At 67.3% G+C, this 16010-nt stretch carries 9 protein-coding genes; 5 read left to right on the top strand and 4 right to left on the bottom strand.

Annotated features, from left to right (window positions below; translation table 11 throughout):
- Nucleotides 1-23 precede the first annotated feature (23 nt).
- Genes U9J39_RS02920 through U9J39_RS02905 form a run of 4 tightly spaced genes read right to left on the bottom strand, consistent with a single transcriptional unit; the run spans nucleotide 24 to nucleotide 8534 of the window.
- Nucleotides 24-1052 carry a tripartite tricarboxylate transporter substrate binding protein gene (locus U9J39_RS02920; RefSeq protein ID WP_115683550.1) on the bottom strand — a complete coding sequence of 343 codons (1029 nt, stop codon included), beginning with the start codon at nucleotides 1050-1052 and terminating at the stop codon, nucleotides 24-26.
- Nucleotides 1053-1094: 42 nt separating this feature from the next.
- Nucleotides 1095-3566, bottom strand: a complete 2472-nt coding sequence (locus U9J39_RS02915) for a CaiB/BaiF CoA-transferase family protein (RefSeq protein WP_326346483.1) — start codon at nucleotides 3564-3566, stop codon at nucleotides 1095-1097.
- A 44-nt stretch (nucleotides 3567-3610) separates the two neighbouring features.
- Complete coding sequence (locus U9J39_RS02910; protein ID WP_326346482.1) at nucleotides 3611-6928, bottom strand: acetyl-CoA carboxylase family protein; 3318 nt, start codon at nucleotides 6926-6928, stop codon at nucleotides 3611-3613.
- A 55-nt stretch (nucleotides 6929-6983) separates the two neighbouring features.
- Entirely contained in the window at nucleotides 6984-8534 is a 1551-nt protein-coding gene (locus U9J39_RS02905; RefSeq protein WP_326346481.1) for an acyl-CoA carboxylase subunit beta, read from the bottom strand.
- 184 nt (nucleotides 8535-8718) lie between these two features.
- Here U9J39_RS02905 and U9J39_RS02900 point away from each other — a divergent pair, with 184 nt between their 5' ends.
- The 5 genes from U9J39_RS02900 (at nucleotide 8719) to U9J39_RS02880 (ending at nucleotide 15889) form a co-directional block, all read left to right on the top strand.
- Complete coding sequence (locus tag U9J39_RS02900; protein ID WP_116314040.1) at nucleotides 8719-10473, top strand: sigma-54 interaction domain-containing protein; 1755 nt, start codon at nucleotides 8719-8721, stop codon at nucleotides 10471-10473.
- A 322-nt stretch (nucleotides 10474-10795) separates the two neighbouring features.
- Nucleotides 10796-12394: an FAD-binding oxidoreductase gene (locus U9J39_RS02895; protein ID WP_326346480.1), complete on the top strand. Its 1599-nt coding sequence runs from the start codon at nucleotides 10796-10798 to the stop codon at nucleotides 12392-12394.
- 28 nt (nucleotides 12395-12422) lie between these two features.
- Nucleotides 12423-13646, top strand: coding sequence for a CaiB/BaiF CoA transferase family protein (locus tag U9J39_RS02890; RefSeq protein WP_115713819.1), 1224 nt, complete (start codon nucleotides 12423-12425; stop codon nucleotides 13644-13646).
- Between the two features lie 61 nt (nucleotides 13647-13707).
- Entirely contained in the window at nucleotides 13708-14691 is a 984-nt protein-coding gene (locus U9J39_RS02885; protein WP_116314037.1) for a tripartite tricarboxylate transporter substrate binding protein, read from the top strand.
- A gap of 175 nt (nucleotides 14692-14866) precedes the next feature.
- Nucleotides 14867-15889, top strand: coding sequence for a LacI family DNA-binding transcriptional regulator (locus U9J39_RS02880; protein ID WP_115713821.1), 1023 nt, complete (start codon nucleotides 14867-14869; stop codon nucleotides 15887-15889).
- Nucleotides 15890-16010: the final 121 nt, after the last annotated feature.

Below are 16010 nucleotides of genomic sequence, written 5' to 3'. Positions count from 1 at the left end.
TTACCGCCGCGCCGTCTGCCGGCTCAATCGAGCGTGATGGCTTCGCGCTGGATCACCGCCGTCCAGTTGCCTTCCTCCCTTGCCACGCGCTTCGCGAAATTGGCCGGATCTAGCATCACGACATCGCCTTGCTGGCCCAGCGCTGTCTTGGCCTTGCTGTCCTCGAGCAGCCCCTGCGCGACCGCATGGAGCTTCTGGACGATCTGCGGCGGCGTGCCGGCCGGTACCAGCATGCCGATCCAGAAGGTCACGTCGAAGGGCGAGATGCCAAGCTCCTCCAGCGTTGGCACATCCGGCAACTGCGCCATGCGCTTCGGTGCGCTGACGGCGAGGGGCTTGAGCTTGCCCGCTTTTATCTGGGGCAGCGCCGTCCACGTATCGAAGGCAGTATCCAGCTCACCGCTGATCACGGCCAGTTGCGCCTGTGCCGCGGACTTGTACGGAATGTGCGTGGTCTTGATCCTGGTGCGGTTGTTCAGCATGGCAAAGCTGAGATGCGCGATATTGCCCGGCCCGGCCGAGCCATAGCTGACCTTGCCGGGATGCTGCGTCGCGTAGCGCACCAGCTCCGGCACCGAACCGACCCCGTTCTTCTGCGACCAGTCAGGGTTGGTGACGAGGATGAAAGGCGCCTCGAGGACCAGGGTGACCGGCGTGAAGTCCTTCGGCGAATAGGTGCCCTTCTTGTAGATCTGCGGGTTGATGGTGATGCTGCTGGAGTTGGTGACCAGCAAGGTATAGCCGTCGGGCGCAGCCTTGGCGACCTCGCCCACGCCGATCAGTCCGTTCGCGCCCGCCTTGTTTTCCACCACCACAGGCTGGCCGAGGGACTTGGTCAGCCGCTCCGAAAGAACCCGGGCCACGGTATCCGTGAACGACCCCGCCGGAAAGGGAACGATCATCCGGATCGGCTTGTTGGGCCAGCCCGCATTCTGCGCCGCGGCCGGCGCGGCCATCGTGGTGGCCAGGATGCCAAGCGCGGCCGCCGCCACGCTGAGTTTGCCGGCCTTTGCGCCTGCCTGGCAGCGCTGGATCCATGTCGGTTTGTTCATGTCGTCTCCGTATCGTGAATGGTGTGCTGAATGCTTGCCGGCCTATGTCGTTTCCTTCGCGTGCTTTGGTTTCGCGACGGTGCCGGTGATGCCCTGTTGTGCCAGGCGTGCGATCCGGTCCGCGCTCAGCCCAAGCACGCGGCGCAGCACCGTTTCGGTGTGTTCGCCCAGCGTTGGCGCGACATGGCGGATGGGCACGGGGTCCGGCCCGGTCCTGAACCAAGCGGTGCTGGCTGTGTAGGTGCCGATGTGGGCGCGCTCGACTTCGCGCCAGAACCCGCGCGCGCGCAGGTGGGGGTCCTGCAGCACCTGCGACATGGGCCGCACCACGCCCGCGGCGATTCCGGCCAGTTGCAGCTGGTGCATTGCCGCTTCGGCGTCGCGGACCACGCACCAGGACTTGATCGCCTGCTCGATCCTGTCCGCCTCGGCGCGCCGTCCCGCAGCCTGCGCCAGGCGGGGATCGGCGGCAAGGTCCGCCCGGCCGATCGCCCCGCACAGCGCGGGCCAGTCCGCATCGGTCACCGTCAGCACGATCCATGCATCGTCGCCTGCGCAACGGAAGCACCCATGCGGCGAATGCATCGGATGGCGATTGCCCTGCCGCGGCGACACGGCGCCGGTGACGGATTGCTCCAGCATGAACGGTGCGGCCATCGGCAGCATCGCCTCTACCTGCGACAGGTTGATGTGCCGCCCCTGCCCCGTCGTCTGCTGCGCAAACAGCGCAAGCAGGATCGCCGCGCCGCCGTTCAGGCCGCCGACGGGATCGCCATAGGCGTACGACGTCATGGCCGGCGGACCATCCGGGTGGCCCGTGTACAGCGGCAGCCCGCTGGCCTGCTCGAGCGTGCCGCCGTACGCACGGGTATTGCTCCACGCGTTGCCGAGTCCGAAGGCCGGCATCGACAGCATCACCAGCCGTTCGTTCCTGGCGCGCAGTGCTTCGTAGTCCAGGCCGAGCTTCGGCAGGACTTCGGCGGAGTAATTCTCGATGACCGCGTCGGCGCTTTCGACCAGCTGCAGCAGCAACTGCTTGCCTTCGGGGTGCGTCAGGTCCAGCGTGATCCCCAGCTTGTTGCGGTTCATCAGGTTGAAGTTCGAGTTCTTCTCGTACAGCCTGTCCCGATAGAACGCCTCGGTGAAATTGGCGCCGCGCCACCAGTCGGGATAGCCGGTGCTCTCGACCTTGATGATCTCCGCGCCAAAGTCGGCCAGCGTCCGCGCCGCCAGCGGCCCCGCCCAGCCCATGGTCAGGTCGACGACGCGAATGCCCTGCAGCGGCAAGCGTTCGCCGGCCGTGCGCCTGAGGCTCAGGCGCGGGCGATGATCCAGTCCCGCGGTGCGGTAGTGCAGGTCATGCGCGCCCTTCGCCGGCGCATTGCCGCCGGGCAGCGGCCCCGCCGCATCGAGACGAAGCGGCACCACCGGGCCTTCAAACGATGCGCCGCCCACGCCGACCGGGACGAAAGCGCCGCGCTGCCGGTGCACTGCCTGGCCAAGCAGGGTCTCCATGGTCGGCACGATCACGGCCGGATGCTTCTTGTCGCCCAGGATCTCGAACCACTGCCGCGCCGTGCGCGTCAGGAAGGCAGGCCTCAGCAGCGCGTCGATCTCGTCGGCGCGTTCCATCCGTTCCGGGCCGCTGGCGTAGCGTGGATCGCTGCCGAGGTCCGGACGCCCGATGGCCTCGCACAGGCCCTTCCACTGCGGCAGCGTGTGCGTAAAGATGCCGATCCACCCTTCGGCGGTCTGGTAGATCCCGGCCGGATGCGTGCCGCAGAACCGGTTGACGCCAAGGCGCCGCAGCGGATGGCGCTGGTCCTGCACCATGCCCGCTTCCATCTCGACCACGCCGAAGATCGCTTCATGGGCGCTCAGCACATAGCGGCGGCTGCCCTGCCCGCTTCCGATCAGCGCCGCGACGGCGGCCGAGAATGCGCTCAGCCCGACCACGATCGCCGACTGCACGTCGTGCGGCATGTGCGGCGGCCCCTCCGCGGGGCCGCTGCCGTGCACGGCGCCGGCAAGCCCGCGGCACACGGCTTCGGCGCCGGCGAAATGGCTGTACGGCCCGCTCTCGCCGAACCAGGTCAGTGCCACCTCGATCGGCTCGTGCCGTGGCGTGTCGCCGGTCGCCCGCTGCCAGACCGGGGTGCCGAGAATGCCAGGGCCTTCAGCCAGCGCACGGGCGTCCAGCACCACGTCGCACGTCAGCGCCAGCTGCGCCAGCCACGCGGCGTCCTCTACGTCCCGGTCGTCGGCAGTAACGCTTCGCTTGTTGGTATTCAGCCACGCAAACAGCGCGCTTTCCGGCTGCCCGGCATCCGCTGCGCTGACCAGCGGCGGCATCCGCCGCCACGCGTCGCCCGCGGGGCTTTCGACCTTGATGACTTCGGCGCCGAAGTCGGCAAACAGCTTGCCCGCGTACGCCAGCGCGGGGCCGCTGCCGACCTCGAGCACGCGCAAGCCGCCCAGCGCCAGCTGCGCCGGGTCAAACCCATGCTTCATCATGGAAACCTCTTGTGCTGTGTGCAGCGATTGGTCGGGCACGGTGCTTACCACGCATCGATGAATCCGCGGCGCTCCCTGCGGCCGCGCAAGTCCGCCGAGGCGATGCCCTGGGCGATCCACTTGCGGGTCTGCGCGGGGTCGATCACCGCATCGATCTCGACCGCGGCCGCGGTGTTGATCGCGTGGCCGCGCTCGTAGGACTGGGCCACCAGCCTGTCGAACAGCGCCTTGCGCTCGGGACCATCCGGCACGGCCTCGAGCTCCTTCTTGAAGCCAAGCCTGACCGCGCCCTCCAGACCCATGGGCCCGAATTCGCCGGTCGGCCACGACACGGTAAAACTTGCCGAGCGGAAGCCACCGCCCGCCATGGCCATCGCACCCAGGCCATAGCCCTTGCGCAGCGTCACCGCCAGCAACGCGACCCGCAGCTTGGCCGCCGCCAGGAACATGCGCGACACGTGCCGCACCTGCGCCCGGGCCTCGCATTCCGGACCCACCATGAACCCCGGGGTGTCGATCAGCGAGATGATCGGCAGGCCGTGCGCATCGCACAGCTGCATGAAGCGCGACGCCTTGTCCGCGGCGTCCGCATCGATGGCGCCGCCAAGGTGATAGGGGTTGTTGGCCATGATGCCGACGGGCTGGCCTTCCACGCGGGCCAGCGCGGTGTGGATGCCCGCGCCGAAGCCGACGCGCAGCATCAGCACGCTGCCGACGTCGGCGATGCCCTCGATGGCCTTGCGGGTGTCGTACACGCGCAGCCGGTTCTCCGGCACGACATGGCGCAGCGCCAGCGCTTGCGGCGCGCTCCAGTGCGCCACGCGCCCCTGGAACATCGACAGGTAGTGCTTCGCCGCCTGCACGGCCTGGGCCTCGTTGTCGACCAGGATATCGACCACGCCGTTGGCAACCTGCACCGATGCGGGACCGACGTCCTCCGGACGGAAGACGCCGAGGCCGCCGCCTTCGATCATGGCCGGACCCGCCATGCCGATATTGGCCGACTTGTCGGCAATGATGACGTCGCAGCAGCCGACGAAGGCCGCGTTGCCGGCGAAGCAGCGCCCCGAGACAATGCCCACCACCGGCACATTGCCGCTCAGCTCGGCAAAGGCGGCGAACGACGGCTGGTACAGCCCGGACACCGAAGGGAAATCCACGTCCCCGGGCCGGCCGCCACCGCCTTCGCCGAACAGCACCAGCGGCAGCTCGTCGCGCAGCGCCACCTCGACGATGCGGTCGGTCTTGATGTGGTTGCGCTTGCCCTGCGTGCCGGCCATCACCGTGGCGTCGTAGGCCATCACCGCGCTGCGTGCCCGCTCCTTGCCGACCAGTTCGCCGTTGATATGGCCGATGCCGGTGATCAGGCCATCGGCCGGGGTGTTGACGATCAGGTCCTGCTGGCTGCGGCGCGAAGCCTGCGCGGCAAGCGCCAGCGCCCCGTATTCGACGAAGGTATCCGCATCGCACAGGTCGGCAACGTTCTCGCGCGCGGTGCGCTGGCCGCGCGAGCGGCGCCTGGCGACGGCATCGGGGCGCGCGGCGTCATCCAGGTAGGCATGCCGGTCCAGCACGCGCTGCAGGTCCGCGCGGATCGCATCGGGATCGGCCTGCTGGGCGGCGGCCACGGCGATGCCATCGGCCTCGAGCTGCTCCAGCACGATCAGCACCTGGTTTTCCGCAGCCAGCGCGTTCGGCTCCAGCCGCATGTCGACCACGCGCCCGCCGCATTCGGCGACGATGGCGTGCTCCATCTTCATGGCGTCGAGCACCGCAACCGTCTGGCCGGGCTTGACGATCTCGTCCAGCGCGACGCCAATCTCCACCAACCTGCCCGTCAGCGGCGCACGGACCGCCACCAGGCCCTCGCCGATTTCCTCTTCCGCATCGGCGGGGCGCGGCGCGGGCGCCTGCGCAGCACGGGCCGCGCCGCCCAGCAAGGCTTCGTGCGCGCGTCCGGCCTGCGCCATGGCCTCCGCCGCCGCAGTCAGTTCGTGCACGATCGCCTCGAAGTGCCGGGTATGGACGTCCTGCGCGAGGAAATCGGCGCGCTGCACCAGCGCACGCAGCAGGTGGAGGTTGGTCGGCACGCCGGCGATGCGGAACTCCGCCAGGCTGCGCTGCAGGCGCCGCACCGCCGCGTCGAATTTCGGCGCTGCGCTGGTGACGATCAGCTTGGCCAGCAGGGTGTCGAAATTGGGCGACGGTTCATAGCCGGTGTAGCCATGCGAATCGACGCGGACGTCGGGGCCCGAAGGCGGATCGAAGCGCTCCAGCCGGCCAAGCGCGGGACGCGCCAGCCCTTGCGCATCGGTCATCTCGGCGTTGATGCGCACCTGGATGGCATAGCCGCGGGCTGGCGGCGGCGCAGCGGGATCCAGGCCGAGATCGGTGAGCGCCTGCCCCGCGGCGATGCCGATCTGCAGCGCGACCAGGTCGACGCCGGTGACCTGCTCGGTGATGGTGTGCTCGACCTGCAAGCGCGGATTGGCTTCGATGAAGACAAAGTCCTTCTGCTCGCCCGATTCGGTTTCCTCGACCAGGAACTCGAAAGTGCCCAGGCTCTGGTAGTTGACGCGGCGCGCCAGCCTGAGCGCCGCCTTGATGATCTGCTCGCGCAGCTGCGGCTTCAGCACCGGGCTGGGGGCAATCTCGACCAGCTTCTGAAAGCGGCGCTGCAGGGTGCAATCGCGTTCGCCGAGGGCAATCACGTGCGCGCCGTCGCCGGCGATCTGCACTTCGATATGGCGCGCGCGCGCAACCAGCCGCTCGGCGTAGACGGCATCGATGCCAAAGGCCGAGCCCGCCTCGGAACGGCAGCGCGCATAGGCTTCGGCCAGGTCTTCGCGCCGGCGTACCACGCGCATGCCGCGGCCGCCGCCACCGCCCACCGCCTTGATCACCACGCCCGCGCCGCCTTGCTGGTCGAAGAAACTGGCGATGTCTTCCAGCGAGGCCGCGCCGCGCGTCGCCGGCATGACCGGCACGTCGCTGTCGGCCGCCAGTTCAAGCGCTCGCCCCTTGTCGCCGAACAGCGCGAGCTGCTCGACGGTGGGGCCGATAAAGCGGATGCCGGCGTCCTGGCAGGCCTGGGCAAAGTCCGCCCGTTCGCTGAGGAAGCCATAGCCCGGATGGATCGCATCGCAGCCGCATGCCTTGGCCGCGGCGATGATGCCTGCCATGGCGAGGTACGCCGCCGGCCCGGCGCCGTCGAGGGCGACGGCCTCGTCGGCCAGGATCCGGTGCAGCGCGCCCTGGTCGTCCTGCGAATAGACCGACACGGTCCCGATCTCGAGATCGCGTGCGGCGCGCAGCACGCGCAGCGCGATCTCCCCTCGATTGGCGATCAACAGCTTCTTCAATGCAGTCTCCTCTCTGTAATTCGATGTCCGTGGGTGCCCGAGTCCAGCGCCGCGCTCAGGGCCGGATGCCAAAGCGGCTGATCCCGGCCTCGCGCAGCGGCGCCGCCAGGTTGGCGAACTCGCACAGCAGCGCGCGGGTGTCGCGCGGGTCGATGATGTCCTCGATGACGAAGGCTTCCGCGCTGCGGAACGGCGAGGTCAGGCTGCGCACGCGCAGCTCGATCTCGGCGCGCTTCTGCACCGGATCGTCGGCGCCTTCGATCTCGGCCTTGTAGGCGACGTCGAGGCCGCCTTCGAGCGGCAATGCGCCCCAGTTGGCGGAAGGCCAGGCATAGCGGAAATTGAAGCGCCCCATGTGCTGGTGGGCGGCTGCCGACACGCCGTAGGCACGGCGCAGTAGCACCGAGCACCACGGCACCGTGGCCTGGTAGAGCGCCGACAGCGCGCGCACGCCGTAGCGCATGATCCCTGCCTTTTCGGCGTCCAGGCCTACCTGGAACCCGGCCGTATCGACCAGGTTGACCACCGGCAGGTGGAAGGCCTGGGCCATGTCGACGAAGCGCGTGAATTTCTCGGCGCTGTCGCTGTCCCAGCTGCCGCCATGGAAGGACGGGTCGCTGGCGATCACCGCCACCGGCCAGCCATCCAGGCGGGCCAGCGCGGTGATGACGGCGCAGCCCCAGTGCCTGCCGATCTCGAAGCAGGAGTCGGCATCCACCAGGGCCTGCAGGATCGGCCGGATCTTGTAATCCGCCCGGCTGTCCCGCGGAATCGCCGACAGCAGCCATTGGTCGCGGCGCGCGGGGTCGTCCCCGGGCTCCCGGCGCGGCGGCAGCTCAAAGACGGAAGGCGGCAGATAGGACAGGAATTGGCGCGCGCGCGCGAAGGCCTCCTGCTCGGTGCCGACCTCATCGTCCACCACGCCGTTGCGGGTGTGGATCTGGCTGCCGCCCAGCTCGTTCTTGCTCAGCGCCTCGCCCACGCGGGCCACGACCGACGGCGGGCCCTCGCTGAACAGTTGCGAGGTTTCCCTGACCATCACCGAATAGTGGCTGGCGGCCACGCGCGCCGCGCCCATGCCCGCGACCGAGCCCAATGCCAGCGACACCACCGGCACCACCGACATGTTCTCCACCACGTGTTGCCAGACCTTCATGGTGGGGATCAGGGTATGGCCCTTGATCTCGATATTGCGCACCGAACCGCCGCCGCCGGTGCCGTCGACCAGCCGGATCATCGGCAGCCGCAGGTCGTGCGCCATCTTTTCGGCGTGGACCAGCTTGTCGCCGACTGCGCCCTCGTTGGCACCGCCGCGCACGGTGAAGTCGTCCCCCACCAGCACCGCCGGCCGGCCGCCAACCTGCGCGCGGCCCATCACCAGGTTCGACGGCACCAGGTCCACCAGCCGCCCGTTGCTGTCGTAGCGGCCGCTGCCGGTCAGGCCCCCGACCTCCCGGAACGAGCCGGGGTCCGCCAGGGCATCGATGCGCTCGCGCACCGTCAGCTTGCCGGCCGCCCTGTGGCGCTCCACCTTGCCTTCGCCGCCCATCCGGGCGGCGAGCCGTCGACGGTGGGCCAGTTCATCGATTTCGGGCTGCCAGCTCACTGTCTTCCCCCGTGTCTTTGCGTGATACATGTATTGCAAACATCTCGCAGGAGACGTGCCAGCCTGCTAAAACTCATCACCCCTTGATTACATTGAATAAATTCTTTGCCCTCAGTACGATGTCCCCAATGACTACACGACGTGTCCATACTAGAGGCACGCATGGAGACACAACGTGTCCTCAATGACGACACAAAACGCCGACAAGCTGGCACTGGGCGTGCTCATCTGTGCGCGCGACGGTACTCGCGAGGCAGCGCTCGGTGCCTGTACCGACCCCACCATCGCCGACGCGGCGTTCGCCGCGTGCGCCCGCGCAGGCGCACCCGGTGCGGGACGCAGGCTGTTTCCCGTCGACGCCGCCGACCAGCGCTTCATCGGCTTGTCCCTGGAAGACGGCGACCACCAGCTGATCGTTCTGCATCGCGCCGATACCCAGGCCGTGCTGCTCGACTTCCTCGGCACGGTGCCGTTCGCCGGCGCGATCCTGGACTACTTCCTGAACGACCCGTACCAGGCCATCACCGTGGTCGACAAGGCGGGACGGGTGCGCTTCATCAGTCCCGTCCATGAGAAATTCCTGGGCCTCGACACCGGCGGCGGCATCGGCCGGCCGGCCGCCGAGGTCATCCCCAATTCGCGGCTGCCGCAGGTGGTGGCCAGCGGCAAGGCGGAGATCGGGCAGTTGCAGCAGCTTGACGGCGCCACCCGCGTGGTCAACCGCATGCCGATCCGCCAGGACGGCGAGGTGGTGGGCGCCATCGGGCAGGTCATGTTCAAGGGGCCGGAAGCGCTGGTCCGCATGCACAAGGAACTGGTTGAATTGCGCTCCGAGGTGGCGCGCTACCAGCGCGAGGTCGATGGCCTTCGCCATGGCCTGCACGCACCGCAACCGACGTTCGGCCTGATCGGGGAAAGCGCGCCGATGCAGCGCCTGCGCCGCGAAATCCAGACCGTGGCCCGCCTTGACGTGCCGGTGCTGATCCTGGGCGAAAGCGGCACCGGCAAGGAACTGGTGGCCCGCGCCATCCACGGCGCCGGAGCCGAGCCGGCCAGCGCGCGGCCGCTGGTCAGCCTGAACCTGGCGGCCCTGCCCGCAACGCTGATCGAGTCCGAACTGTTCGGCCACGCGCCCGGCGCCTTCACCGGGAGCCAGCGCCAGGGACAGGCGGGCAAGCTCGAACTGGCGGCGGGCGGCACGGTCTTTCTCGACGAGGTCGCCGACATCCCGATGGAAATGCAGGTCAAGCTGTTGCGCGTGCTGGAAGACCACATGGTCGAACGCCTGGGTAGCCGCCGCGCGCAGCGGGTCGAGTTCCGGCTGGTCTCGGCCACCAACCGCGACATTCCCGAGCTGATCGACGCGGGGCGATTCCGCCTGGACCTGTACTACCGGCTCAGCGGCGTGGTGCTGCGCATTCCCGCGCTGCGCCAGCGGCGCGAGGACATCCCGGCGCTGCTGCAGCATTTCGTCGACGCCTTCTGCACGCGCAACGCCATGCCCGCGCCCGGCATCGACCACGAAGTGGCGCGTTACCTCGCCGGCCAGCCATGGCCCGGCAATGTGCGCCAGTTGCGCCAGCGCATCGAGGAGGCATTGGTGTTCTGCGATGGCCGGACGCTGCGCGTGGCGGACTTTGCCCGCGGCGAGTCGGCGCGCGGGCTAGCGGGACCGCAAAGCCAGCCCGCCGTGCATGCGCCCGCGGCTGCGGATCCCTACGAGACGGCCGCGACGGACGACCTGCCCTTACCCACTGCCGCACAGCGCTCGCCTGCCGAGCCCGCCGCGGGGATGCGGGAACTGGCCTATGCCGCGGTGACCGAAGCCGTCGCGCGCCACGGCGGCAACAAGAAACGCGCGGCCGAGCAGCTGGGGATTTCCCGCTCGCACCTGTACAAGATCCTAGAGCGCGGGCCGCACGCGTCGCGATCGAAATAGGGGCGTATCCGGATCCCAGAGAAAATGTCCCGGCAAGGCCGGGCCCATGCTGTGGCTGAGAGCCTGACTGGCGCAGCTGGCTCTTCTACACCCCGTGCCCTAACCGCTTCCATCCCTTGCCCCCCTTCTCGCCACGTCTTCCATCGTCGTCCCGCTTCTGCTGAACATCCCGTTTTTCGCCCTTGACTTCATTCTGCCCTCGCCTACACTGATGTAATCGATTGCATTGCAGGTTTAGCGGTCTATGCTGCGGTTTCGCAGTATTTTTTGCACGAAAATGTAATCGATTACATTGCGCCGAAACCACACAGGAGACATCGACATGCAGGAACGCCGTCGGAAGTTTTATGGCTGGGGCTACGAAGGAGACACCGTCACGCCGCAGGAAATCTCGGAGTTCGAGGCCGCGTGGAGCCGGTTGCTGGGGGTCGAGCAGTTCGAGGCCATGCCCTTCCCCACCGCGGACGAAATCGAACTTCGCGCCCCGCGCGTGCAGCCGCCTGCAACGCTGCGTGAGATCTGCACGACCGACCACTACGAGCGCCTTTATCACACCTATGGCGCCGGTACGATGGACGTGGCGCGGTCCATTCGGAAGGAGTTCCCGAATCCGCCAGACGTGGTCGCGTATCCCCGGACCGAACAGGACATCGTCGATCTCTTCGACTGGTGCGGCCGCCAACAGCTTGCCGTCGTTCCCTACGGCGGCGGCTCCAGCGTGGTCGGCGGGGTGAACCCTCCGGAGCACGATCGCTACCGGGGCGTCCTCACGCTCGACCTCAAACACTTCGACAAGGTGCTGGAAGTCGACCAGACTTCGCAAGCCGCGCGCATCCAGGCCGGCGTGCTCGGGCCGAGCCTGGAACGCCAGCTCAAGCCCACCGGGCTGACCATGCGTTTTTTCCTGCAGGCATGGGAATTCTCGTCGCTGGGGGGCTGGATCGCGACCCGCGCCGCCGGGCATTTCGCCACTGCATACACGCAGATCGACGACCACATCGAAAGCCTCAAGGTGGTGACCCCCGCAGGCAATATCGAGTCGCGCCGCTTTCCGGTATCGGGCTCGGGCCCCAATCCCGACCGGCTGTTCCTGGGCTCGGAGGGCGCGCTTGGCATCATTACCGAGGCCTGGGTCAAGCTGCACCGCCGCCCGGTCTACCGCAAGCAGATCACGGTGCGCTTCCGCGATTATGCGAAGGCCGTGGAGGCGACACGGCTGCTGTCCCAGTCTGGCCTGAACCCCGCGAACGCGCGCTTGGTCGAGCGCGAGGAGGCAGCCTACACCGGCTCCAGCGACGGCACCTATGACATCCTCGTGCTGGGCTTCGAGTCGGCGGATCACCCGGTCGATGCGTGGATGGCGCGTGCGCTGGAGATCTGCGCGGCGTGCGAAGGCGATTGGGAGACCGCTGCAACCAGCGAGGAAGGTGCCGATTCGGCCACGGCAAGCTGGCGCAACAAGTTCCTGCGCGGCCCCTATCTGCGCGAGTACGCCATTGCACGCGGCGTCATGCGCGAAACCATGGAAACCGCCGTCACATGGGACCGCTTCACCGCACTTCACCAGCACGTCAAGAAGGAGACGCATCGCATCATCCGCGAAGTGACGGGCCGCCCCGGCTCGGTGACGTGCCGCTTCACCCACCTGTATCCGGACGGCCCCGCGCCCTACTTCACCTGGTTTGCCTATGGGGACAAGGCCCGCATTCCCGAGCAGTACATGGCAATCAAGCGGGTGGCGGAGCAGGCCATGGTGGACGCCGGCGGCACCGTCACACACCACCACGCGCTCGGACGGGACCATCGCCCCTGGTATGACAAGGAGCGGCCCGAGCTGTTCTGCACCGCGCTGAAGGCGGCCAAGCAAGCGTTCGACCCGAAGCAGATCCTGAATCCCGGCGTGCTGTTCGACCCGAGCTGAAGCCCGGGCATTCACAGGAGGCAAAACCATGGCAGGACCTTTGGAAGGCATCCGGGTGCTCGACCTGAGCCGCATCCTTGCGGGACCGTGGAGCACCCAGTTGCTGTCGGACCTCGGTGCCGACGTGATCAAGGTTGAGCGGCCCGGAAGCGGGGACGATACGCGCGCCTGGGGGCCGCCCTTCCTTGCCCGGGAAGACGGCACCCCGACGGCTGAGTCGGCCTATTTTCTTTGCGCCAATCGCGGCAAGCGCTCGATCACCGTGGACGTCAGCAGCGAGGCGGGACAGGCCGTGCTCCGCGAACTGGCGAAAACGGCCGACGTTTTCGTCGAGAACTATAAGTGCGGCGACATGCGGCGCTATGGCCTGGACTACGACACGCTGGCGGAGCTCAATCCACGCCTGGTGTACTGTTCGATCACCGGCTTCGGGCAGACCGGGCCGTATAGTCACCGGGCCGGCTACGACTTCGTGGTGCAGGCCATGGGCGGGCTCATGAGCATCACCGGCGAGTGCGATGACCGCCCCGGCGGCGGGCCGCAGAAATGCGGCGTACCGATCTCGGACCTGATGACGGGGATGTACGCATCCGTGGCCATCGTCAGCGCCTTGTTCGAACGGGTCGAGAGCGCACGCGGCCAGTACATCGACATGAGCCTGCTCGACACGCAGGTCGCGTGGCTTGCGAACCAGGCTTCCAACTACCTGGTAGCGGGTGCCGAGCCACGACGTTGGGGTAACGCCCATCCGAACCTCGCGCCCTACCAGTCGTTCGCGACCAGCGATGGCGCGCTGATCGTTGCCGTCGGCAACGACCGGCAGTTCGGCGCCCTGTGCGACGCACTGGACCTGGGCGAACTGGCACGCGACGAGCGCTACGCGACCAACGCCGCGCGCCTGAAGCACCGCGAGAGCCTGGTGTTCTTGCTGGCGGAGCGATTCCGTGGCCGCGACACGGCAGGCTGGCTGGACAAACTGGAAGCCGCCGGCGTGCCGTGCGGACCGATCCATACGATTCCGCAGGCCTTGTCGGATCCGCAAGTGCAGTCGCGCGGCATGGTGTTCTCGCTTCCCCATGGAAGCGGAGCGATCGCGCCACAGATCGCCAACCCAATCAAGTTCTCCCGCTCCACTGTCGAGTATCGGCGTGCGCCGCCGGTGCTCGGCGAGCATACGGACGACATCCTGAGCCGCGACCTCGGCTGGTCCGCGGACCGGATTTCGGGATTGCGCCGGGGAGGAACGATTTGAAGCGCAGGTAGCACAAGCGCGATCCCGAAGCAGGATCGCATCAGGAGACAGGAGACCCATCATGCATCGATATCTACGACAAGCGTCCGCCGCCCTGCTTTGCCTGGCAGCGATCTCCGCCTCGCCGCACGCGGCGGCCAAGGACTGGCCCGCCCAGCCGGTCCGGGTGGTCCTGCCCTATCCGCCCGGGGGCGCTTCGGATGTCACCGCCAGGCTGCTGAGCGCAAAGCTTAGCCAGGCTTGGGGAGAATCGGTCGTCATCGAGAACCGGCCGGGCGCCAACGGCATCATCGCCAACGAACTCGTGGCGAAATCGGCCGCGGACGGATATACGGTGCTGATGGCCAACCTTGGACCGAATGCCATCAATCCTGCGGTCTATTCGAAACTGCCTTATGACTCGGTCAAGGATTTCGCGCCCGTGATCCTGGCGACCACGGTTCCGCTGGTCATCGTCACGGCGGCGAACTCCCCCATCAAGGATCTGAAGCAACTGATCGCGATGGCCAAGGATAAGCCTGGCGAGATTACCTTCGGCTCGGCAGGCAACGGGGCGAGCAACCACCTGGCGGGCGAGCTGCTCAATACCATGGCGGGCGTCAAGATGGCGCATGTCCCTTACAAGGGCGACGCACCCTCGCTGACTGACGTGCTGGGCGGGCAGATCCATGTCGCGCTGCCGACGGCGCTGGCCGGCATGCCGCAGGTCAAAAGCGGCAAGCTGCGCGCGCTTGCGGTCACCAGCAAGAAGCGCCTACCGTCCTTGCCGGATGTTCCCACGGTAGACGAAGCACTGGGCATTAACGGCTATGAGGCCGTATCCTGGGGCGGCTTCATGGTGCCGACGGGCACCCCGGCGGCCATCATCACCAAGATGAATGCCGAGTTCAACAAGGCGCTGCAATATCAGGACATCCGGGAGAAGCTGCTGGCTCAGGGCGCCGAGATCGTCGGCGGCACGCCGGAGTCGTTTGACGCCTTCCTTCGCGCCGAACTCGCCAAGTGGAAGAAGGTTGCGGACTCTTCGAAGGTGCGGCTCGACTAGCCGCGGCAAGCGCCGGTCGCATGGCCTCGACCGGCGCTTGCATGGCGTTCCTGACCAGCGGACTTGTCCCTCGACGATACAATGCGGCGTCGGGCTGGGCCGCCAGGGCACCCTTGGACGGGCTCATCCTTCACTCCAACCTTGCTCTTCCCTTCGTTTTCGAGGCATGCCGAATATGGTCAACGTGAAACAGGTCGCTCTCCTTGCCGGCGTGTCTTCCGCCACCGTATCGCGCGCGTTGTCGGCACCTGAACTGCTGCGGCCTGAGACGCTGAAGCGCGTGCAGGAAGCGATTGCCAGCCTCGACTACGTGCCTTTTGCCGCTGCCCGGATCCTGCGTTCGGGACGGACCATGTCCATCGGCATCATCGCCCCGACGCTGATGAACGAACTGTACGCCAGAGCCGTGGACAGCCTGGAGAAGCAGCTCGAAGCGCTCGGCTATACCGTTCTTCTGACGTGCCATCGCGACAACAGCGAAATCGAGTTGCGCTGCGCGCGGGAAATGCTGGAGCGGCGCGTGGACGGCATCGCCATCATCGGCTCGCAGCACCACCCCGACGTCTTCTCGCTGATCCATAAGCACAATGTCCCCTATGTGCTGATGTGGGCAACGGATCGCGAAGGCAGCCATCCGACGGTTGGCTACGACAACCGGCTCGCGATGCGGCGGCTGACCGCCTATCTGGTAAACCTTGGGCACCGGGAATTCGCCGTCCTCCCGGGGCCGCTGCACACCCAGCACCTGTCGGTCCAGCGGCTCGAAGGCGTCAAGGACGTGCTCAGCGAACATGGCATCGCACTGCGCGAGGAACTGGTCCTGCCCACGCCCTATGAGGTCGAGCCGGCGCGCGCCGCGGCGCGCGCCTGCCTGACAAGTCCACATCGGCCTACCGCACTGATCTGCATAAACGACTTCATCGCGGTCGCCGCCATCGCCGAGTGCCGCGCCCTGGGCCGGTCCATTCCGGACGATATCTCTGTGACCGGTTTCGGGGACTGGCAGGTCGCCGAACTTATCACGCCTACCCTGACAACCATGCGGTCGAATCCCGTGCGTATCGGGGAACTGACCGCGCGGAACATTATTGCGCAGATAGAAGGCGCGGCACGGCGGGACGATCTGCAGGACGAATTCGAGCCGGAGCTGATCGCTCGGGAAAGTACTGCTGCGGTGAAAATCATAGCGGCGCCTTAGTCCCGTGCGGGCGCGGAAAACAGCGCCCCAAATCGTAGAGGGGACTTTGGGCTTGCCGCTTTGCCGATGTCCCGGACAGCGCGACGGGACAAACGCAATCGGCCCTTGAGACCAGACCAGG

The sequence above is a fragment of the Cupriavidus sp. SS-3 genome (genome assembly GCF_035818815.1).
GTDB classification, from domain to species: domain Bacteria; phylum Pseudomonadota; class Gammaproteobacteria; order Burkholderiales; family Burkholderiaceae; genus Cupriavidus; species Cupriavidus taiwanensis_C.
Note: the sequence above shows the minus strand (reverse complement) of the source record. Positions and strands in the feature narration are given on the sequence as shown.

Coding starts and splice junctions, on each gene's coding strand:
- U9J39_RS02885 (WP_116314037.1), top strand. CDS start 13,708: ATGCATCGATATCTACGACAAGCGTCCGCCGCCCTGCTTTGCCTGGCA.
- U9J39_RS02890 (WP_115713819.1), top strand. CDS start 12,423: ATGGCAGGACCTTTGGAAGGCATCCGGGTGCTCGACCTGAGCCGCATC.
- U9J39_RS02880 (WP_115713821.1), top strand. CDS start 14,867: ATGGTCAACGTGAAACAGGTCGCTCTCCTTGCCGGCGTGTCTTCCGCC.
- U9J39_RS02900 (WP_116314040.1), top strand. CDS start 8,719: ATGACGACACAAAACGCCGACAAGCTGGCACTGGGCGTGCTCATCTGT.
- U9J39_RS02895 (WP_326346480.1), top strand. CDS start 10,796: ATGCAGGAACGCCGTCGGAAGTTTTATGGCTGGGGCTACGAAGGAGAC.
- U9J39_RS02920 (WP_115683550.1), bottom strand. CDS start 1,052: ATGAACAAACCGACATGGATCCAGCGCTGCCAGGCAGGCGCAAAGGCC.
- U9J39_RS02915 (WP_326346483.1), bottom strand. CDS start 3,566: ATGATGAAGCATGGGTTTGACCCGGCGCAGCTGGCGCTGGGCGGCTTG.